The sequence below is a fragment of the Nitrospirillum guanabarense genome, from assembly GCF_034653355.1.
GTDB lineage: Bacteria > Pseudomonadota > Alphaproteobacteria > Azospirillales > Azospirillaceae > Nitrospirillum.
Genome location: NZ_JAYEER010000004.1, coordinates 1,777,016 through 1,794,991 on the forward strand (window position 1 = coordinate 1,777,016; position 17,976 = coordinate 1,794,991).

The 17,976-nt window shown below is 68.1% G+C and carries 21 protein-coding genes; 13 read left to right on the forward strand and 8 right to left on the reverse strand.

Annotation, left to right across the window (positions count from 1 at the left end; genetic code table 11):
* Positions 1-5: 5 nt before the first annotated feature.
* The 11 genes from mraY (at position 6) to lpxC (ending at position 14,023) form a co-directional block, all read left to right on the forward strand.
* Positions 6-1,088, forward strand: coding sequence for a phospho-N-acetylmuramoyl-pentapeptide-transferase (gene mraY, locus UAA55_RS26250; protein ID WP_416235246.1), 1,083 nt, complete (start codon positions 6-8; stop codon positions 1,086-1,088).
* Positions 1,089-1,147: 59 nt separating this feature from the next.
* Entirely contained in the window at positions 1,148-2,509 is a 1,362-nt protein-coding gene (gene murD, locus UAA55_RS26255; RefSeq protein WP_322956456.1) for a UDP-N-acetylmuramoyl-L-alanine--D-glutamate ligase, read from the forward strand.
* Positions 2,506-3,630 carry an FtsW/RodA/SpoVE family cell cycle protein gene (locus UAA55_RS26260; protein ID WP_322956457.1) on the forward strand — a complete coding sequence of 375 codons (1,125 nt, stop codon included), beginning with the start codon at positions 2,506-2,508 and terminating at the stop codon, positions 3,628-3,630. The genes murD and UAA55_RS26260 overlap by 4 nt, the downstream gene beginning before the upstream one ends.
* Positions 3,627-4,736, forward strand: coding sequence for an undecaprenyldiphospho-muramoylpentapeptide beta-N-acetylglucosaminyltransferase (gene murG, locus UAA55_RS26265; RefSeq protein ID WP_322956458.1), 1,110 nt, complete (start codon positions 3,627-3,629; stop codon positions 4,734-4,736). Before UAA55_RS26260 ends, murG begins: the two co-directional genes overlap by 4 nt.
* A 106-nt stretch (positions 4,737-4,842) precedes the next feature.
* Positions 4,843-6,288 (forward strand): UDP-N-acetylmuramate--L-alanine ligase, encoded by a 1,446-nt coding sequence (gene murC / locus UAA55_RS26270; protein WP_322956459.1) that lies wholly within the window; start codon positions 4,843-4,845, stop codon positions 6,286-6,288.
* A 2-nt stretch (positions 6,289-6,290) separates the two neighbouring features.
* Positions 6,291-7,238, forward strand: a complete 948-nt coding sequence (gene murB / locus UAA55_RS26275) for a UDP-N-acetylmuramate dehydrogenase (protein ID WP_322957768.1) — start codon at positions 6,291-6,293, stop codon at positions 7,236-7,238.
* Positions 7,239-7,508: 270 nt separating this feature from the next.
* Positions 7,509-8,441, forward strand: coding sequence for a D-alanine--D-alanine ligase (locus UAA55_RS26280; protein WP_322956460.1), 933 nt, complete (start codon positions 7,509-7,511; stop codon positions 8,439-8,441).
* Positions 8,429-9,379: a cell division protein FtsQ/DivIB gene (locus tag UAA55_RS26285; protein WP_322956461.1), complete on the forward strand. Its 951-nt coding sequence runs from the start codon at positions 8,429-8,431 to the stop codon at positions 9,377-9,379. Before UAA55_RS26280 ends, UAA55_RS26285 begins: the two co-directional genes overlap by 13 nt.
* A gap of 13 nt (positions 9,380-9,392) precedes the next feature.
* Complete coding sequence (gene ftsA / locus UAA55_RS26290) at positions 9,393-10,670, forward strand: cell division protein FtsA (protein WP_145611491.1); 1,278 nt, start codon at positions 9,393-9,395, stop codon at positions 10,668-10,670.
* A gap of 139 nt (positions 10,671-10,809) precedes the next feature.
* Complete coding sequence (ftsZ, locus tag UAA55_RS26295) at positions 10,810-12,573, forward strand: cell division protein FtsZ (RefSeq protein WP_322956462.1); 1,764 nt, start codon at positions 10,810-10,812, stop codon at positions 12,571-12,573.
* Between the two features lie 496 nt (positions 12,574-13,069).
* A complete protein-coding gene (lpxC, locus tag UAA55_RS26300) occupies positions 13,070-14,023 on the forward strand; it encodes a UDP-3-O-acyl-N-acetylglucosamine deacetylase (protein ID WP_322956464.1) in 954 nt (317 codons plus the stop codon).
* Positions 14,024-14,210: 187 nt separating this feature from the next.
* Here the strand turns inward: lpxC and UAA55_RS26305 are convergent, their stop codons facing one another.
* Both UAA55_RS26305 and UAA55_RS26310 read right to left on the reverse strand, forming a co-directional pair.
* On the reverse strand, positions 14,211-14,342 hold the full coding sequence (locus tag UAA55_RS26305; RefSeq protein WP_276328575.1) for a hypothetical protein: 132 nt from the start codon (positions 14,340-14,342) through the stop codon (positions 14,211-14,213).
* Between the two features lie 79 nt (positions 14,343-14,421).
* Positions 14,422-14,559 carry a hypothetical protein gene (locus tag UAA55_RS26310; RefSeq protein ID WP_186291146.1) on the reverse strand — a complete coding sequence of 46 codons (138 nt, stop codon included), beginning with the start codon at positions 14,557-14,559 and terminating at the stop codon, positions 14,422-14,424.
* 306 nt (positions 14,560-14,865) lie between these two features.
* On the opposite strand from UAA55_RS26310, the gene UAA55_RS26315 reads away from it, so the two are divergent.
* Both UAA55_RS26315 and UAA55_RS31425 read left to right on the forward strand, forming a co-directional pair.
* Entirely contained in the window at positions 14,866-15,012 is a 147-nt protein-coding gene (locus UAA55_RS26315) for a hypothetical protein (RefSeq protein ID WP_322956467.1), read from the forward strand.
* Positions 14,946-15,131, forward strand: coding sequence for a DUF4265 domain-containing protein (locus UAA55_RS31425; RefSeq protein ID WP_416235247.1), 186 nt, complete (start codon positions 14,946-14,948; stop codon positions 15,129-15,131). The genes UAA55_RS26315 and UAA55_RS31425 overlap by 67 nt, the downstream gene beginning before the upstream one ends.
* On the opposite strand, the gene UAA55_RS26320 is transcribed toward UAA55_RS31425, so the two are convergent.
* The 6 genes from UAA55_RS26320 to UAA55_RS26345 form a co-directional block, all read right to left on the reverse strand.
* The gene (locus UAA55_RS26320; protein ID WP_322956468.1) at positions 15,057-15,302 is read right to left on the reverse strand and encodes a hypothetical protein; all 246 of its coding nucleotides are present in this window, start codon (positions 15,300-15,302) and stop codon (positions 15,057-15,059) included. The genes UAA55_RS31425 and UAA55_RS26320 overlap by 75 nt on opposite strands.
* 138 nt (positions 15,303-15,440) lie before the next feature.
* Positions 15,441-15,572, reverse strand: a complete 132-nt coding sequence (locus UAA55_RS26325; protein ID WP_322956470.1) for a hypothetical protein — start codon at positions 15,570-15,572, stop codon at positions 15,441-15,443.
* A 79-nt stretch (positions 15,573-15,651) separates the two neighbouring features.
* Positions 15,652-15,789, reverse strand: coding sequence for a hypothetical protein (locus tag UAA55_RS26330; protein WP_322956471.1), 138 nt, complete (start codon positions 15,787-15,789; stop codon positions 15,652-15,654).
* A 589-nt stretch (positions 15,790-16,378) separates the two neighbouring features.
* Positions 16,379-16,534 (reverse strand): hypothetical protein, encoded by a 156-nt coding sequence (locus UAA55_RS26335; protein ID WP_322956473.1) that lies wholly within the window; start codon positions 16,532-16,534, stop codon positions 16,379-16,381.
* Positions 16,535-16,570: 36 nt separating this feature from the next.
* On the reverse strand, positions 16,571-16,708 hold the full coding sequence (locus UAA55_RS26340; protein WP_157999494.1) for a hypothetical protein: 138 nt from the start codon (positions 16,706-16,708) through the stop codon (positions 16,571-16,573).
* Positions 16,709-16,965: 257 nt separating this feature from the next.
* Entirely contained in the window at positions 16,966-17,889 is a 924-nt protein-coding gene (locus UAA55_RS26345; RefSeq protein ID WP_322956476.1) for a hypothetical protein, read from the reverse strand.
* Positions 17,890-17,976 lie beyond the last annotated feature (87 nt).

The following is a 17,976-nucleotide window of genomic DNA, read 5'->3' on the forward strand; positions in this document are numbered from 1 at the left end:
CCATGTTGTTCAACCTGCTGTTCCCGCTGGCCGACGACTTCCAGCTTTTCAACCTATTCCGGTACATCACGTTCCGGACGGGCGGGGCCATGCTGACGGCGCTGATCATCAGTTTCCTCATCGGCCCGGGCGTCATCCGCTGGCTGAAATCCATGCAGGGATCGGGGCAGCCCATCCGCACCGATGGGCCGGAAACGCACCTGAAGAAGAAGGGCACGCCCACCATGGGCGGCCTGATGATCATGATCTCGGTCCTGATCTCCACCGTGCTGTGGGTGGACGTGACCAACGCCTACACCTGGATCGTGCTGCTGGTGACGGTGGGCTTCGGCCTGGTCGGCTTCGGCGACGACTTCCTGAAGCTGACCAAGCGCAACACCAAGGGCCTGTCCGGTCGGGGCAAGATGGTGGCCATGATCGCGGTCTCCGGTGTGGCCACCGCCTGGTACCTGCATGTGGCGCAGAGCCCGCTGGACACCAGCCTGGCCGTGCCCTTCCTCAAGGACGTGCTGATCCCCCTGGGTTTCCTGTTCGGCCCCTGGGCGGTGTTCGTCATCGTCGGCTCCAGCCACTCCGTCAACCTGACGGACGGCCTGGACGGCCTGGCGATCGTGCCCATCATGATCGCCGCCGCCAGCTTCGGCCTGATCGCCTACCTGTCGGGCAACGCCGTCTTCGCCAACTACCTGCAGATCCATCACGTGCCCGGCACGGGTGAATTGGCGGTGTTCTGCGGCGCCCTGGTGGGCGCCGGCCTGGGCTTCCTGTGGTTCAACGCCCCGCCGGCCATGGTGTTCATGGGCGACACGGGCTCGCTGGCCATGGGCGGCGCGCTCGGCACCGTCGCCGTCATCACCAAGCATGAGCTGGTGCTGGCCATCATCGGCGGCCTGTTCGTGCTGGAGACCGTGTCGGTCATCGTGCAGGTCGCCAGCTTCAAGATGACGGGCAAGCGGGTGTTCCGCATGGCGCCGCTGCACCACCACTTCGAGAAGAAGGGCTGGTCGGAACCCACCGTCGTCATCCGCTTCTGGATCATCGCCGTCATCCTGGCCCTGGCCGGCCTGTCCACCCTGAAGCTGCGTTAAGCCCCGCCCATGTCCCAGCCCATCCTCCTCCCCCCTTCAAAGGCCGCCGCGTGGCGGTGATGGGCTTGGCGCGTTCCGGCCTGGCGGCGGCGCGCGTGCTGTCCGCCAGCGGGGCGGAGGTGCTGGCCTGGGACGATGGCGCCGGGGGTCAGAAGGCGGCGGATGCCGCCGGCATCCCCCTGACCAACCTGCATGAGGCGGACCTTACGGGTGTCGCCGCCCTGGTGCTGTCGCCCGGCATCCCCCACACCTTCCCGGCGCCGCACCCGGTGGCAGCCCGCGCCAAGGCCGCCGGGGTGCCCATCATCGGCGACGTGGAGCTGCTGCGCCTGGCCCAGCCGGACGCGGCCTACGTCGGCATCACCGGCACCAACGGCAAGTCCACCACCACCGCCCTGACCGGCCACATCCTGGCCCATGCCGGCCGCACCCTGGCCGTGGGCGGCAACCTGGGCATTCCCGTCCTGACCTTCCCGGCACTGGGTGAGGGCGACGTCTATGTGCTGGAGATGTCCAGCTATCAGCTGGAACTGACGCCCTCCCTGGGCTTCGACGCCGCGGTGCTGCTGAACATCACGCCCGACCATTTGGACCGCCACGGCGGCATGGACGGCTACATCGCCGCCAAGCGCCTGATCTTTCAGCCGGGTGCCCGCGACCCGTCCAAGCCCCTGCCCGTCGCCATCCTGGGCGTCGATGAGCCCAACACCGCCGCCATGGCCGACAGCCTGGAGATGGAAGGCGGCCGCAAGGTCGTGCGCATCTCATCGGAACGCGTGGTCCCGGGCGGCGTGCACGCGGCGGACGGCGTGCTGGTGGACGATACCGAGGGCCAGGCCCAAGCCGTGGTCGACCTGCGCCAGTGCCCAGCCCTGCCCGGCCGCCACAACTGGCAGAACGCCTGCGCCGCCTACGCCGCCACCCGCGCCGTGGGCGTGGCGCCCGAGGTGATCGCCGAGGCGATGCGCACCTTCCCCGGCCTGGTGCATCGCCAGCAGACCATCGCCACCCTCGATGGCATCCGCTTCGTCAACGACAGCAAGGCCACCAACGCCGACGCGGCGTCCAAGGCCCTGGGCTGCTACGAGGACATGTACTGGATCGTGGGCGGCAAGGCCAAGGAGGGCGGCCTTTCCGGCCTGGAACCCTTCATGGGCCGGGTGCGGCACGCCTTCCTGATCGGCGAGGCGACCGAGGAATTCGCCCCCTGGCTGGAGGGCAAGGTCAGCTATGGCCGCTACGGCACGCTGGACCAGGCGGTGCCCGCCGCCTACGCCATGGCCAGGGAAGCCGGTAGCGGCACGGTGCTGCTGTCGCCCGCCTGCGCCAGCTTTGACCAGTATCCCAATTTCGAGGTGCGGGGCGACGCCTTCGTCCGCATCGTGCGCCAGTTGGAAGCAGGGGAGGACGGGACGCCATGATCACGTTGTCGCGTACCGACCAATCCGTCATCGGCCGCTGGTGGTGGACCGTCGACCGCTGGACCCTGGCCACCGTCTTCCTCATCGCCACCATCGGCGTGGTGCTGATCCAGGCCGCCAGCCCGCCGGTGGCGGAGCGCATCGGCCTGGATAACTTCCACTTCATCCAGCATCACGTGATGATGCTGATCCCCACCCTGATCGTCATGGTGGGCGTGTCGCTGCTGTCGCCCAAGGGTGTGCGGCGCATGGCCATGATCATGTTCCTGCTGTCGCTGGTGGGGGTGGCCCTGACCCTGGTGTCGGGGGTGCAGATCAAGGGCGCCACGCGCTGGATCCACCTGCCCGGCCTGTCCGTCCAGCCCTCGGAATTCATCAAGCCCGCCTTCGCCGTGGTCGCCGCCTGGCTGTTCGCCCAGGCCCGGCACACCAACAACGTGGTCTATTTCGGCGTCTGCATCCTCTTCTACCTGATGATCGTGGCCCTGCTGCTGATGCAGCCCGACCTGGGCATGACCTTCGTGGTCAGCGCCGTGTGGTTCGGCCAGTTCTTCATCGCCGGCCTGCCCATCCTGCTGGTGGCGGTGCTGGTGGTGTGCGGCCTGTCCGGCCTGGTGGGCGCCTACTTCCTGTTCCCGCATGTGCAGAGCCGCGTGAACCGCTTCCTGGATCCCGCCGCCGGCGACAACTACCAGGTCCAGCGCGCGCTGGACGCCTTCCAGCACGGCGGCCTGTGGGGCACCGGCCCCGGCCAGGGCACCGTCAAGATGACCATTCCCGACGCCCACGCCGACTTCATCTTCGCCGTGGCGGGGGAGGAACTGGGCATGCTGTGGTGCCTGTTCATCGTGCTGCTGTTCGGCGTGGTGGTGATGCGCAGCTTCGCCCGCGCCTATGGCGAACAGAGCCTGTTCGTCATGCTGGGCTCGGCGGGGCTGGCCATGCAGTTCGGCCTGCAGGCCTGCATCAACATGGCCTCCAGCCTGCACATGATGCCGACCAAGGGCATGACCCTGCCCTTCATCAGCTATGGCGGCTCATCCCTGATCGCGCTGGGCATCGGCGTCGGCATGCTGCTGGCCCTGACCCGCAAGCGCTTCGGCCAGGGGGACCTGCCGTGACGCAGCAGCAGCCCCCCATTGGCCCGATCGTCCTCGCGGCCGGCGGCACCGGCGGCCACCTGTTCCCGGCGGAGGCGCTGGCGCGTAGCCTGCGCGCCCGGGGCCTGCCCGTCGTGCTGGTGACCGACACGCGCGGCCATGCCTTCGGCGAGGGCCTGGCCGACATCCCCGTGCACCGGGTCAGCGCCGGCACGCCCGGCCGGGGACTGGTGTCCAAGGCGCGCACGGCCCTGTCCCTGTTGGCGGGCACGGTGCAGGCCCGCCGCATTCTGAAGGATTTGAAGCCCGCCGCCGTGGTGGGCTTCGGCGGCTACCCCTCCGTCCCCACGGTGTTCGCGGCCCAGCGCCTGGGCCTGCCGGTCGTGCTGCATGAACAGAACGCCGTGATGGGCCGGGCCAACAAGATGCTGGCCGGCGGCGCGCGTCTGATCGCGACGTCCTTCCCCCAGGTCAGCGGCCTGCCCCGCCACGTCGCCAGCGTGCGCACCGGCAACCCGGTGCGCCCGGCCATCCTGGACCTGGCCAACCGGCCCTACACGGCACCCACTGGCACCCTGTCCATCCTGGTGACAGGCGGCAGCCAGGGCGCCTCCGTCTTCAGCGCCATCCTGCCCGCCGCCGTCGCCCGCCTGTCCCAGGAACACCGCCTGCGCCTGCGCATTGTGCAGCAGGCCCGGCCGGAGACGATGGAGCAGGCGCGGGAGGGGTACGCCGGCCTGGGCGTGGACGTGGAACTGGCCCCCTTCTTTCGGGATATGGCCGGCCGGCTGGACGCCTGCCACCTGGCCATCTGTCGTTCCGGTGCCGGAACGGTGGCGGAATTGGCGGTCGCGGGCCGCCCCGCCATCCTGGTCCCCTACCCCCAAGCCATGGACGACCACCAGACCGCCAACGCCAAGGCCCTGGTCGAGGCCGGCGGCGCCTGGCTGATGCCGCACGCCCAGTTCACGGCCGAGGCCCTGGCCGAGCGCCTGGGCGCCTTCCTCGACGATCCGGCCCCGCTGGTCCTGGCGGCCGCCGGCTCCCGTTCCTTCGCCATTCCGGACGCGGCGGATCGCCTGGCCGACGCGGTGCTGCATGTCGCCAACGGCGGGAGGGACGCATGACCACTCCCCGGAAGACGGGCTTCCATCCGACGTCGCCCTTCGCCTATGGTCCCGCCGCCCCGGGCAGGACCCGGACGCATTCCCCCTATCGCAGCGGAGACGGCCAATGAGGGCGATGCCCCTGTCCATCGGCACCATTCATTTCGTGGGCATCGGCGGCATCGGCATGTCCGGCATCGCCGAGGTGCTGCACAACCTCGGCTATTCCGTCCAGGGCAGCGACCTGACCGACAACTACAACGTCAAGCGCCTGCGCGACCTGGGCATTCCCGTGTCCATCGGCCAGCGGGCGGAGAATTTGGGCGACGCCGCCGTCGTCTGCATCTCCTCCGCCGTGAAGCGCGACAACCCCGAGGTCACGGCCGCCCGCGCCGCCTTGATCCCCGTGGTGCGGCGCGCCGAGATGCTGGCGGAGCTGATGCGACTGAAATGGTCGGTGGCCATCGCCGGCACCCACGGCAAGACCACCACCACCTCGCTGGTGTCGGCCTTGCTGGACGGCGCCGGCTTCGACCCCACCATCATCAACGGCGGCATCATCAACGCGCTCGGCACCAACGCCAAGCTGGGCTCCGGCGACTGGATGGTGGTCGAGGCGGACGAAAGCGACGGCACCTTCACCAAGCTGCCGTCCACCATCGCCGTCGTCACCAACATCGATCCCGAGCACCTGGATTTCTACGGCACCTTCGACAAGGCGCGCGAGGCCTTCGACCAGTTCGTGCAGAACATCCCGTTCTACGGTTTCGCGGCGCTGTGCATCGACCATCCCGAGGTGCAGGCCCTGATCAGCCGGGTGGACCGCCGCATCGTCACCTATGGCTTCAATCCCCAGGCCGACCTACGCGCCGCCAACCTGCAGACCACGGTGCAGGGCGCCTTCTACGACGTCGTCGTCTCCGACCGCGTGGCGGGGGAGGAGCGGACCATCACCGGCCTGCATCTGCCCATGTACGGCCTGCACAACGTCCAGAACTCCCTGGCCGCCATCGCCGTCGCCCTGAACATGGGGATCAACGACGACAGCATCCGCCAGAGCCTGGCCAAGTTCAGCGGCGTGAAGCGCCGTTTCACCAAGACCGGCGAGAGCAACGGCGTCGTCGTCATCGATGATTACGGCCACCACCCGGTGGAAATCGCCGCCGTGCTGAGTGCCGCCCGCACCGCCGGCAACGGCCGCACCATCGCCGTGGTCCAGCCCCACCGCTACACCCGGCTGCAGAGCCTGTTCGAGGAATTCTGCACCTGTTTCAACGACGCCGACGCCGTGATCGTCGCCGACGTCTATGCCGCCGGCGAGACGCCCATCCCCGGCGTCACCAAGGAGGCGCTGGTCGACGGCCTGCGCACCCACGGCCACCGCCACGCCCTGCCCCTGCCCTCGCCCGAGGCGCTGCCGTCCATGATCCGCGACATGGCGCGGCCGGGCGATCTGGTGGTCTGCCTGGGCGCCGGCAGCATCACAACCTGGGCCAACGCCCTGCCGGCGGAGTTGGACCGCCTGTTCGGCACCGCAATTCCCGGTTCGCGCAACGGGGGGAGCCACGGCTGATGATGGCGGGGCGGCGCGTCACGGATGAGATGGAGAGCCGGGGCACGGTCCTGCTGCACCGCCTGCCGTCCGTGCGCGGCCGCCTGACGCCCGACGCCCCGCTGGGTCCCCTGACCTGGTTCCGCGTGGGCGGCCCGGCCGACGTGCTGTTCCGCCCGGCGGACGAGGACGACCTGGCCCAATTCCTGGCCGGCTGCCCGGCCGACGTGCCGGTCACCGTCATCGGTGTCGCCAGCAACCTGCTGGTCCGTGACGGCGGCGTGCGCGGCGTGGTCATCCGCCTGGGCGGCAGCTTCGCCCAGGTCTCCGTCGAGGATAATCTGGTCCACGCCGGCGCCGGTGCCCTGGACCTGACCGTGGCGCAGACGGCGCAAGCGACCGGCCTGTCGGGGCTGGAGTTCCTGTCCGGCATCCCGGGCACCATCGGCGGCGCCATCCGCATGAACGGCGGCGCCTATGGCGGGGAGACGGTGGACGTGATCGAGACGGCCGTGGGCATCGACCGCCAGGGCCGCCGCCGTGTTTACAGCCGGGATGACCTGCACCTGACCTATCGCCACTGCGGCGTGCCCGAGGACGTCATCTTCACCGCCGCCACCCTGCGCGGGACAGCCGGGGACAAGGCCGCCATCCAGGCCCGCATGGAGGAGATCGCGGCGGCCCGCGCCGCCAGCCAGCCCGTGCGGGCCCGCACGGGCGGCTCCACCTTCGCCAATCCGCCGGGCGAGAAGGCCTGGGCCCTGGTGGACAAGGCCGGTTGCCGCGGCCTGGTGGTCGGCGGCGCCCAGATGTCGGAAAAGCACGCCAATTTCATGCTGAACCTGGGCGACGCCACCGCGGCCGATATCGAGGCCCTGGGCGAGGAAGTGCGGCGCCGCGTTCTGGAGACTTCGGGCATCACCCTGCGCTGGGAAATACGCCGCATCGGGGTGCCTTTGGACAAGGGTTGAGCCGCCCGCGAATCAGTCCTGAGCGGGTGCCGCAATCGCTAAAGGCCGAGTCGATTTTCGACCCGTCCGGAGGACATAGGGAAGGACTACGGGTAGTTATACCCCGGTTGCACCGGCCTGGACATTTCAACGCTATAGCTAGCGGTTTTCAAAAAGAGGCGCCAAGAAACTCACAAAATGTTGCGTTTCCCAGCGGTTCTGCAAAGGTGGGCTATCCTCTAGGGATTGTGTCGCCTGGCTGAACCGCCTCAGCCGATAGGGAGCCGTTTGATGAGTGGTCACCAGCCTAAGCATGTCACCGTCCTGATGGGCGGGTGGTCTGCCGAGCGCGAGGTATCGCTTGTCAGCGGCGCGTCCATCGTCACGGCCCTGGAATCCAAGGGCTACGTCGTACGCGCGGTGGATGTGCAGCGCGACCTGGCCGGCCTGCTGGCGGCGCTGACGCCCAAGCCCGACGTCATCTTCAACGCCCTGCACGGCCGGGGCGGCGAGGACGGCATGATCCAGGGTGTGCTGGAATATCTGGGCGTGCCCTACACCCATTCCGGCGTCATGGCCTCCGCCGTCGCCATGGACAAGGCCATGACCAAGCGCGTGCTGGGCACCGTGGGCATGCCCATCGCCGAAGACGTCATCGCCACCCGCGAGGCAGTGCTGGCCGGCCACGTCATGGAACCGCCCTACGTCATCAAGCCGGTGGACGAGGGCTCCAGCGTCGGCGTGCGCATCGTGCGCGCCGGCCACAACGGCCCCGCCATCGAGGCGGAGCACTGGGTCTATGGCGACACCGTCATGGTGGAGAAGTTCATCCCCGGCCGCGAGCTGACCGTGGGCGTGGTGGGCGACCGCGCCTTGACCGTGACCGAGATCGTGGCCAGCACCGAGTTCTTCGACTACACGGCCAAATACACCGAGGGCCACGCCGTCCACGTCTGCCCGGCCCAGATTCCGGCAGAGGTGGCGGAGGAAGCCAAGCGCCTGGCCCTGCTGGCCCACCAGACCCTGGGCTGCAGCGGCGTCAGCCGCAGCGACTTCCGCTGGGACGACGGCAAGCCCGGCGTCACCGGCCTCTGCTTCCTGGAGACCAACACCCAGCCGGGCTTCACGCCCCTGTCGCTGCTGCCGGAACAGGCGGCCTACGTTGGCCTCAGCTACGCCGACCTGTGCGGCTGGATTGTGGAGCACGCGGCATGCCACGGGTGACCCATCCCTCCAGCCCCGGGTTGTTCCCCGAGGGCGACAGCCCGCGCAGCCGCATCGCATATGAGACGCGGCGGACGACGCAGAAGGCCGCCCAGGCCGCCAACCGCCGCCGCGCCGTGCCGCGCTGGCAGCAGTTCCTGGGCCGCCGGGCCACCGTCATCGTGCCGCTGGCCCTGGTCGGCGGCCTTGTGCTTTGGGGCTGGGCCAGTGGCAAGCTGGCCGCGGCCGGCAACGCGGTGGACGCCGCCTTCCTGGACATCACCGCGCGCGGCGGCCTGCAGGTACAGGAGGTGCTGGTCAAGGGCCGCAAGGAAACCGACGGCGCCCAGGTGCTGGCAGCCCTCGGGGTGGAGCGCGGGTCGCCCATCCTGGGCTTCGACCCGCACGCCGCGCGCAAGCAGCTGGAGCAGATCCCCTGGATCGCCAGCGCCCGCATCGAGCGGCGCCTGCCCGACACCCTGTTCGTCGTGCTGACGGAACGCCAGCCCATGGCCATCTGGCAGCACGAGCAGAAGCTGGCCCTGGTGGATGCCGAGGGCACGGTGCTGACCGACCATAACCTGGACCACTTTCCTAACCTGCCCATCCTGGTGGGTGAGGGTGCCCCCAAGCAGGGTCGCGCCCTGCTGGCGGCGCTGGCGTCCGAGCCCACCATCCAGTCGCGCGTCGACGCCGCCGTGCTGGTGGGCGCCCGCCGCTGGGATTTGCACCTGAAGGGCGGCCTGGAAGTGCGTCTGCCGGAAGTGAACTACGAGGCGGCCGTGCACCAGCTGGCCGCGCTTGAGGCGTCGGACAAGATTTTGGAGCGCGACGTGGTCGCCATCGACCTGCGGGTGCCGGACCGGCTTGTTGTCCAATCCTCGCCCGCCGCGATCGCGGCCAAGGCGGCGGCGAAGGCCGCGGACAAGAAGCGCCAGGCGGCGGCGAAAAAGAACTGAGGCGGACCAGACCATGGCATTCACCGTAACCGGCCGGTCCAAGCCCAAGCGCGTGGCGCGCGGGGGCACCATCGCCGCCCTCGACGTGGGCAGCAGCAAGGTCGTGTGCTTCATCGCCCGGGTGGAGGAGCCCGGTTCCATCCGCGTGGTCGGCATCGGCCACCAGGTGTCACGCGGCGTGCGCGCCGGCGCCATCGTGGACATGGAGGCGGCGGAGACCGCCATCGGCACAGCCGTGCACGCGGCCGAGACCATGGCCGGTGAGCAGATCCGCGAGGTGCTGGTGGGCCTGTCCGGCGGGCAGCCGGAAAGCCAGACCCTGACGGTGGAGACGGGCATCTCCGGTTCCGAGATCACCGACCACGACCTGCGCCGCGCCCTGGCCCATGCCCGCAACCTGAACGTCTCGGCGGATGCGGAGCTGATCCATTCCATCCCCGTGGGCTATACGGTGGACGGGTCCAGCGGCATCCGCGACCCGCGCGGCATGGTGGGCGAGCGGCTGGGCGTGCGCCTGCACGTGGTGACGGCCGCCGCCGGCCCCGTGCGCAACCTGAATTCCTGCGTCGGCCGTTGCCACCTGGGCGTGGAAGGCTTCGTCATGTCCCCCTTCGCCGCAGGCCTGTCCTGCCTGGTCGAGGATGAGATGGACCTGGGCGTCACCCTGATCGACATGGGCGGCGGCACGACCAGCATCTCCGTCTTCTTCGACGGCAAGATGGTGTGGACGGACAGCGTGCCCATCGGTGGCAGCCACGTCACCAGCGACATCGCCCGCGGCCTGACCACGCCGCTGGCCCATGCCGAGCGGTTGAAGACCCTGTACGGCAGCGCCCTGCCCGCCCCGTCGGACGAGCGCGAGATCATCGATGTGCCGCAGATCGGGGAGGAGGACCGGGCCCAGGCCCACCACGTTCCCAAATCCCTGCTGGTCGGCATCATCCAGCCCCGGCTGGAGGAAGTGTTCGAGTTCGTGCGCGGCCGCCTGGATGCCTCCGGCTTCGCCAAGCTGGCCGGCCGCCGCGTGGTGTTGACCGGCGGCGCCAGCCAGCTGCCCGGCATGCGTGAGCTGGCCCAGCAGGTGCTGGACAAGCAGGTGCGCCTCGGCCGCCCCTTGCGTATTGGCGGCTTGGCGGAATCCGTGGGCGGTCCCGCTTTCTCCGCCGCCGCCGGCCTGCTGGCCTACGCCGTGCAGCAACATGCCGAGGCCCCGGCCCTGGCCCCCTTGATGGAGCCCAGCGGCGGCGGCTGGCTGGGTCGCATGGGCAATTGGCTGAGAGACAACCTATGACCTTGGCGATGACCCCGGCCATCTCGTTGCAGAAATTCAGGCCGCCGCCATCGCGTCAGCGATGTACCGGCCGAAGACCAAGCTCGATCCAAGACCTAACCGCACCGTATTCCGGACGCTCCGCAGAGGGGACAACGCCATGACCATCAAAGTCACCATTCCGCCGGTGGAAGTGCTGACCCGCCCGCGCATCACCGTGTTCGGTGTCGGCGGCGCCGGCGGCAACGCCGTCAACAACATGATCCGCTCCAACCTGGAAGGGGTGGAGTTCGTGGTCGCCAACACCGACGCGCAGGCGCTGACCGGCAGCGAGGCCACCAAGCGCCTGCAGCTGGGCAGCACCATCACCCGCGGTCTGGGCGCCGGTTCGCGCCCCGACGTGGGCCGCGCCGCCGCCGAGGAGCAGTTGGAGGAGATCCTCTCCTACCTGGAGGGCACCAACATGTGCTTCATCACCGCCGGCATGGGCGGTGGCACGGGCACGGGTGCCGCCCCGGTGATCGCGCGCGCCGCGCGGGAACAGGGCATCCTGACCGTGGGCGTGGTGACCAAGCCCTTCCATTTCGAAGGCGCGCACCGCATGCGCATCGCCGAGCAGGGTATCAACGAGCTGGCCGGCTATGTCGATACGCTGATCATCATTCCCAACCAGAACCTGTTCCGGGTGGCGAATGAGAAGACCACGTTCGCCGACGCCTTCAAGATGGCCGACGACGTGCTGCACTCCGGTGTGCGCGGCGTGACCGACCTGATGGTCATGCCTGGCCTGATCAACCTGGACTTCGCCGATATCCGCACCGTGATGACGGAGATGGGCAAGGCCATGATGGGCACGGGCGAGGCCACCGGGGAGCGCCGGGCCGTGGAGGCCGCCGAGGCCGCCATCAGCAACCCGCTGCTGGACGACGTGTCGATGAAGGGCGCCCGCGGCGTCCTGATCAACATCACCGGCGGCTACGACATGACCCTGTTCGAGGTGGACGAGGCGGCCAATCGCATCCGCGACGAGGTCGATCCCGACGCCAACATCATCTTCGGCTCCACCTTCGACGCCCAGCTGGACGGCAAGATGCGCGTCTCCGTGGTGGCGACGGGCATCGAGACCCTGGCCGGCCAGCAGCCGCGCCAGCAGGCGGCCGCCCCGCAGCTGTCGGTGGTCAGCACCAACGCCGTGCGCCGTGCGCCCGCCCCGGCGGCCACGCCCTCGGTCAGCACGCCCGTCCGCCCGGCCGGCGCCAGCTACCACGCCGCCCTGACCCCCGCGCCGGTGGCGCCGACGGCCGCCGCCCCGGCGGTTCCGGCCCCCGTGGCCGCCCCGCAGGTGCCGCAGCCTGCACCCCAGATGGCCGTGCCCGCCCCGGCGCCCTTCGCCCCGGCGGTCGAGCCGGCCCCCGCCCCCGTGGCGGCGGCCCCGGCCGTCGAGGTGGCGCCGGAACCGGCGGCCGAGCAGCCCGCCCCCCGGACGGAGGTGCCGATGCGCGCCCCCGCCCCGGGACCCCTGCGCGGCGAGCGCAGCGGTGGCGGCTTCATCCCGCCACGCCCGGCCGACGCCGGCCCGCGCCTGGGCGCGCCCAACCCCGAGCGCTACACCCCGCCACAGGCGGAGCCGCGCAAGAAGGGCATTTTCCAGCGCATGTTCGGCTTCGGTGGTGACGAACAGGCCCCGGCCCCGCAGGTCCAGCACCCGCAGCCGGCGCCGCGCCAGCCCGCCCCCGCCGCGCATTACGCCCCACAGCAGCACGCGCCTCAGGTTCACCAGCAGCCGGTACCGCAGCATGCCCCGGCCCCGCAGGCGGCCCCCCGCCAGCAGCCGGCCGTGCATCAGGAGCCCGGGCTGGGCCGCGCCCCGGGCGAGGACAGCTCGCTGGACATCCCGGCGTTCCTGCGTCGCCAAGCGAACTGATGCTGGTGAATTGCGGGCAGGCGTGTGACTGACGTCACTGCATCGCATCATGTGAAGGGCCGCTTCCCACGGGAAAGCGGCCCTTTTCATTTGCGGCGGAAAAAAGGCGAATTTGCATTTGTGCTCAAGTAGATACGCATGGCTTCACGTAACATTCGGTAACAAAGAGTGATTTGAAGCCTGGCGCCTCCATTGTTACTTAGGCAGCGTGACGTTCGGCTTTGGATGCACCGCAACACGCGGTTAAACACCGGGGCCAGCGTCACAGCCCAAGGCGGCAAGGCGGCTGGGTCGATCATTCGACCGCAAGCCGGACCGGTCGCCGGACGTGGATGGCAGGCCCGCACATCGCGATTGAGGTGGTCACGGTTGGACCGCCCCGCCCGCCTCCCCCCGTCCGAACGCAAAGTCCCCGGTGGATATAACCCTGGGGCGCACGTGATGCAGGAAAGGCCTTGGCCCATCCGTATCACGGCCGAATAAGGAAGTTGGAACCGTGTACGCCGATCGTGAACCCACCACCGCCGCCCGCCAGCAGACGCTGAAGGCCCCCATCAACTGCACCGGTGTCGGTCTGCATTCCGGCCTACCCGTTGCCATGACGATGCGCCCGGCGCCGGTGAACACCGGCATCGTCTTCCGTCGGGTGGATCTGTTGCGCGGTGGTGCCACCGACGCCCAGGCGGCCGTGCCGGCCCGTTGGGACGCGGTGGTCGACACCCGCCTGTGCACGGTCGTCGCCAACGCCACCGGCGCCACGGTGGGCACGGTTGAGCATGTCATGTCCGCTCTGCGCGGCTGTGGCATCGACAACCTGTTCATCGACCTGGACGGGGCCGAGGTTCCCATCATGGACGGCAGCGCCGCCCCCTTCGTCTTTCTGATCGAGTGCGCCGGCATCATCCAGCAGGAGGCGGCCCGCCGCGTCATCCGCGTGCTGCGCCCCGTGTCGGTGGTGGAGGGCGAGAAGGTCGCCACCCTGACCCCGGCCTCGGGCTCCAGCTTCGCGTTCGAGATCGACTTCGCCAGCGCCGCCGTCCGCCGTCAGGAAGGGTTCGTCCGCCTGGAAGCCGACAGCTTCAAGGATGAGGTGGCCGAGGCCCGCACCTTCGGCTTCCTGCAGGAAGTGGACATGCTGCGCCGCGCCGGCCTGGCCCGGGGCGGTTCCATGGACAACGCCATCGTCATCGACGGTGACCGCGTCCTGAACGAGGGCGGCCTGCGCTTCGATGACGAATTCGTGCGCCACAAGATCCTGGACGCCGTGGGCGACCTGTACATGGCGGGCCACGCCATCGTCGGCCACTACTCCGGCATCCGGTCCGGCCACGCGCTGAACAACAAGCTGCTGCACGCCCTGTTCGCCGACGCCTCCGCCTACGAGATTGTCGAGGAAATGGACGCCGCCTTCGTCCCGGCTTGGGAGCAGCCGCTGCTGGCCACCGCCTGATACTTGAATACCTGATACTCGAATGGACGAATCACGCCGCCGTCCGTCCGGCCAACAAGCACCAAAAACCAAACAAACACCAATCACTGAGCCTCAAACGAAAAGGCCTTCTTCCCCATCCGGGAAGAAGGCCTTTTCCGTTTCCGGCCGGGAATCCCGGCCGTCGGGTCTGGACAGTATTGGCGCCTCACAGCATGGCGTTGATGCACAGGGCCATGACGGCGGCGACGGACAGCATGCCGGCGGCCTCGACGAAGGCGGACAGGCGGGCGGCAAAACCGGTGGTGACGGCGGTCTCGGTGGCGGTGACGGTGGTCATGATCTTAATCCCCTTCTGAATGATGATCGCTGGTCGGGCGATGGTCGGTTGGCAGGAAACGTGGGTGGGCCGGGTGGGTTTACAGCATGGCGTTGATGCTGGCGGCGATCAGCAGGGCCACGGCCATCATGGCCACGCCCTCGACGGCGGCGGTGTCGGGCAACACCTTGAAAAAGCGGAAGGAAGCGGTGCGGCTGGAAGCGGCGAAGGCGGTCATTTCTTTCTCCATCAGGATCGTTGGTCGGTGATGTCCCTATAAGAGCAAGGGCCGTGCCAACTCATCAAAATGGCGGAAATCCTGGGGTGCGGGCCTTCACGCACCACCGCCTCGCCATCACACCGCCAGAATTTGGCCGCAATGACGATTTAGTGTTGAAATGAGTCATTCTATACTGTGCGACGGTGAACACTGTCCGTTTGCGTACATCATCCCCCTGTCCGCTGACGTACGGTTTAAGGCGGGGGCGCCGAGCGCTGTCACGGGTAAGCTGTCTGATCCGAAGGCCGCGCGGGAACCGCCGTGATGAATACCAAGCGCTCCATGATCAAGCTCACCATTCCCACCGACCCGACCGACTGGCACGGCGTCGCCATGGAGCATGTCTGGGCCACGCCTTTGGTGGCGATCTCTACGTCCTGGAGAACTCCCCGGGCAGCGCCTATGGCCTGAGCTATCAGGACATCGTCGTCGCTCAGCCAGAGGATGGCCTGCTGCTATTCCGGCGCGTCCATGCCCGCCAGGGCCATTCCACCTATCGCATTCGCCTGGCCCAGAAGACGACGATTTAGGACTTCCTGCGTCATTGGCAAGCCATCCAGGCGCTGGGCTGCACCTTTGAAGGCGAGGTCGGTGGGCGGGGATACATCGTCGATATTCCCCCAGCCACAGATGCGCATGCCGCCTACGCCCTGATGATGGAGGGCGAGGACCGGGGCATCTGGATTTTTGAAGAGGCTCACTACGGCGGCCCTGAAGCGTAGTGTCCCAAAAGCGAAAGGCCCTCTTACCCATTCGGGAAGAAGGCCTTTTCGGTTGTGCCGGAACCCCGGCCGGCGCGCCCCATTCACGGCAGGGCGCGCGGATCGATCAGCTTGGCGTCACAGCATGGCGTTGATGCACAGGGCCATGACGGCGGCGACGGACAGCATGCCGGCGGTCTCGACGAAGGTGGACAGGCGGGCGGCGAAACCGGTGGTGACGGCGGCCTCGGTGGCGGTGACGGTGGTCATGATCTTAAATCCCCTTCTGAATGATGATCGCTGGTCGGGCGATGGTCGGTTGGCAGGAACGTGGGTGGGCCGGGTCGGCTTACAGCATGGCGTTGATGCTGGCGGCGATCAGCAGGGCCACGGCCATCATGGCCACGCCCTCGACGACGGCGGTGTCGGGCAACACCTTGAAAAAGCGGAAGGAAGTGGTGCGGCTGGAAGCGGCGAAGGCGGTCATTTCTCTCTCCATCAGGATCGTTGGTCGGTGATGTTCCTATAAGAGCAAGGGGCGTGCCAACTCGTCGAAATGGCGGAAATCCTGGAGTTTGGGTCTTCACGCGCCACCGCCGCGCCATCGCGCCACCAGAATTTGGTCGCAATGGCGACTTAGTGTTGGAATGAGCGATTATGTTCCGCACGGTGGCGAACACTGTCCGTTTACGGACACGCGCCGCTGTACGCTGGCGCACGGCCACGCCAGAACGCCACGCCTCCCTTGAGTGGAGGTCGCCACCTTGGATGCGCCACCAAGGACCGTCGCGACGAACACCAAGGGCTCCATGGTCAAGCTCAGCCCCCACCGAGCCGGCCGGCCGGCACGGCGTCGCCATGGAGCATGTCTGGGCCACTTCCTTGCAGGGCGATCTTCACGTACTCGAGATCTCTTCGGGCGGCGCCTACGGCCTGCCCCCCGACATGGAACGCCCCGAAAAGCGAAAGGCCCTCTTCCCCGCGAGGGAAGAAGGCCTTTTCGGTTGTGCCGGCGATCCGGCCAGCGCCGCTCCCCTTATGACGCACAGGAGCGGCGCGCGTATCCCTGGGGACGTTCACAGCATGGCGTTGATGCACAGCGCGATGACGGCGGCGACGGCCAGCATGCCAGCGGTTTCGACCACGGCGGCAGCCCGGGGCAGGACGGCGCTCAGGCGGTCGGCGAAGCTGGTGGCGTTGCTGTTCGGGGCGCTGACGGTCCGGGTGGTCATGATTGCGTATCCCTATCTTCGTTCAATGTGTCTGGATCAAAGCATCGTGTTCACGCTGACGCTGATCACCAGCGCCACGGCCAGCATGGCGACGGTCTCGACCATCTCGGTGCTGGGCAGATACTTGAAGAAGCGGAAGGAAGCGGTACGGGGCGCGGCATTGAAGGACGACATCTTGATCTCCATCGGAGGGTGGTGGGCTGATGCCTCCTCTATCAGCAAGGGGTGTGCCAACCGCCGAAAGCCGCGGAATTCCGTCGTTCTTGGTTAAGGGTTTATAGGTCGTTGACCAGACGGCGCCACTAATTGGCCGCATTCGCCACATTTGGCGAATATGACCACCATCTCAGCGTCCGGAATTGCCCACTGTCCGTTTGCGGACAGGCGGAACCGTTCATCGCCGGACAGCGAGCCGCTGTCGACAGTCGCCGTCAGCCGCCGAACCACACCTTGGTGTCGAGATAGCGCGACGCCAGGAAACGATAGAGACGGCCGATCTCCAGCATCGCCTCATCCTTCGCGGGGTCCAGGGCCTTCCAGCGCTGGGGAAGGTCTTCCCAGGCCAGGGTTTCGAAGTGCAGGTTGTCCCGATGCCGGCGCAGCATGGCGACCGTGCCCTCGAACTGCTTCAGCGCCGCCACGGCCTCGCCCGTGCCGGCCTCCACCTCATCGAACCAGGCACGGTACTTCTCCACCGGCACCTTCAGCAGCGACTGGATGCGACGCAGCTGGTGGTCCAGCTCACGGTCGCCACGGGCCAGCTTCTGCATCTCGCGCAGCTTGCGGCCGATATCGAACACCGGCTTGAAATACTCCCGCAGCGCCTCCAGGAAAGCCAGCTCGTTGGCCAGCACCTCCACCCTGTCCACCACCTCCTGCTTGCGCTCCACGGCCACACCGACCAGGGCGGCGATCTCGGCCGCCTGTTCGCGCATGCGGCGCTTGGCCTCCTCGCTCTCATCCAGGGTGGCGGTCGCGTCGGCGCGGGCGCCGGCGATGGCCTTCAGCAGCGACCCGCCGATCTTGATGAAGGCCAGATCGCGGTGGCGGGACTCGATGGTCCAGGACGCCGTGCCATCCACGATTTCCGACGGGATGCGGTCACCATTCTGGATGATGCGCACGAAGCGCAGGCTCTGCGCGACCATGCCCAGGAGCTGACCGTCGCCGCTTTCCGGGGAGATGGAGAACATCTGCGCCACTTGGCGCAGGGGGATGGCGCCCCGGGCGTCGCCCAGGTCGACCTGCAGCACCGGCTCGCCGTGACTGAGCGCGAAAAAGGAATTGGGCAGGCACAACGCCGGATGCGCGAAGTTGAATTCCGTGACGCTGGGCTTGGCCGTCTTGTCGGGCATGGCGGTGAATAGAGTGTCCTGGAAAGGCGACTTAATAAAGTATCTAGCGGTTGACCTGCCGTACATCCACCCCCGAACGCGGCCGGG

Coding starts and splice junctions, on each gene's coding strand:
- UAA55_RS26330 (WP_322956471.1), bottom strand. CDS start 15,789: ATGACCGCCTTCGCCGCTTCCAGCCGCACCACTTCCTTCCGCTTTTTC.
- murD (WP_322956456.1), top strand. CDS start 1,148: ATGGGCTTGGCGCGTTCCGGCCTGGCGGCGGCGCGCGTGCTGTCCGCC.
- ftsA (WP_145611491.1), top strand. CDS start 9,393: ATGGCATTCACCGTAACCGGCCGGTCCAAGCCCAAGCGCGTGGCGCGC.
- UAA55_RS26345 (WP_322956476.1), bottom strand. CDS start 17,889: ATGCCCGACAAGACGGCCAAGCCCAGCGTCACGGAATTCAACTTCGCG.
- UAA55_RS26305 (WP_276328575.1), bottom strand. CDS start 14,342: ATGACCACCGTCACCGCCACCGAGACCGCCGTCACCACCGGTTTTGCC.
- UAA55_RS26335 (WP_322956473.1), bottom strand. CDS start 16,534: ATGACCACCCGGACCGTCAGCGCCCCGAACAGCAACGCCACCAGCTTC.
- murC (WP_322956459.1), top strand. CDS start 4,843: ATGAGGGCGATGCCCCTGTCCATCGGCACCATTCATTTCGTGGGCATC.
- UAA55_RS26280 (WP_322956460.1), top strand. CDS start 7,509: ATGAGTGGTCACCAGCCTAAGCATGTCACCGTCCTGATGGGCGGGTGG.
- UAA55_RS26285 (WP_322956461.1), top strand. CDS start 8,429: ATGCCACGGGTGACCCATCCCTCCAGCCCCGGGTTGTTCCCCGAGGGC.
- UAA55_RS26325 (WP_322956470.1), bottom strand. CDS start 15,572: ATGACCACCGTCACCGCCACCGAGGCCGCCGTCACCACCGGTTTCGCC.
- UAA55_RS26315 (WP_322956467.1), top strand. CDS start 14,866: ATGAATACCAAGCGCTCCATGATCAAGCTCACCATTCCCACCGACCCG.
- UAA55_RS26310 (WP_186291146.1), bottom strand. CDS start 14,559: ATGACCGCCTTCGCCGCTTCCAGCCGCACCGCTTCCTTCCGCTTTTTC.
- murB (WP_322957768.1), top strand. CDS start 6,291: ATGGCGGGGCGGCGCGTCACGGATGAGATGGAGAGCCGGGGCACGGTC.
- UAA55_RS26260 (WP_322956457.1), top strand. CDS start 2,506: ATGATCACGTTGTCGCGTACCGACCAATCCGTCATCGGCCGCTGGTGG.
- UAA55_RS26340 (WP_157999494.1), bottom strand. CDS start 16,708: ATGTCGTCCTTCAATGCCGCGCCCCGTACCGCTTCCTTCCGCTTCTTC.
- ftsZ (WP_322956462.1), top strand. CDS start 10,810: ATGACCATCAAAGTCACCATTCCGCCGGTGGAAGTGCTGACCCGCCCG.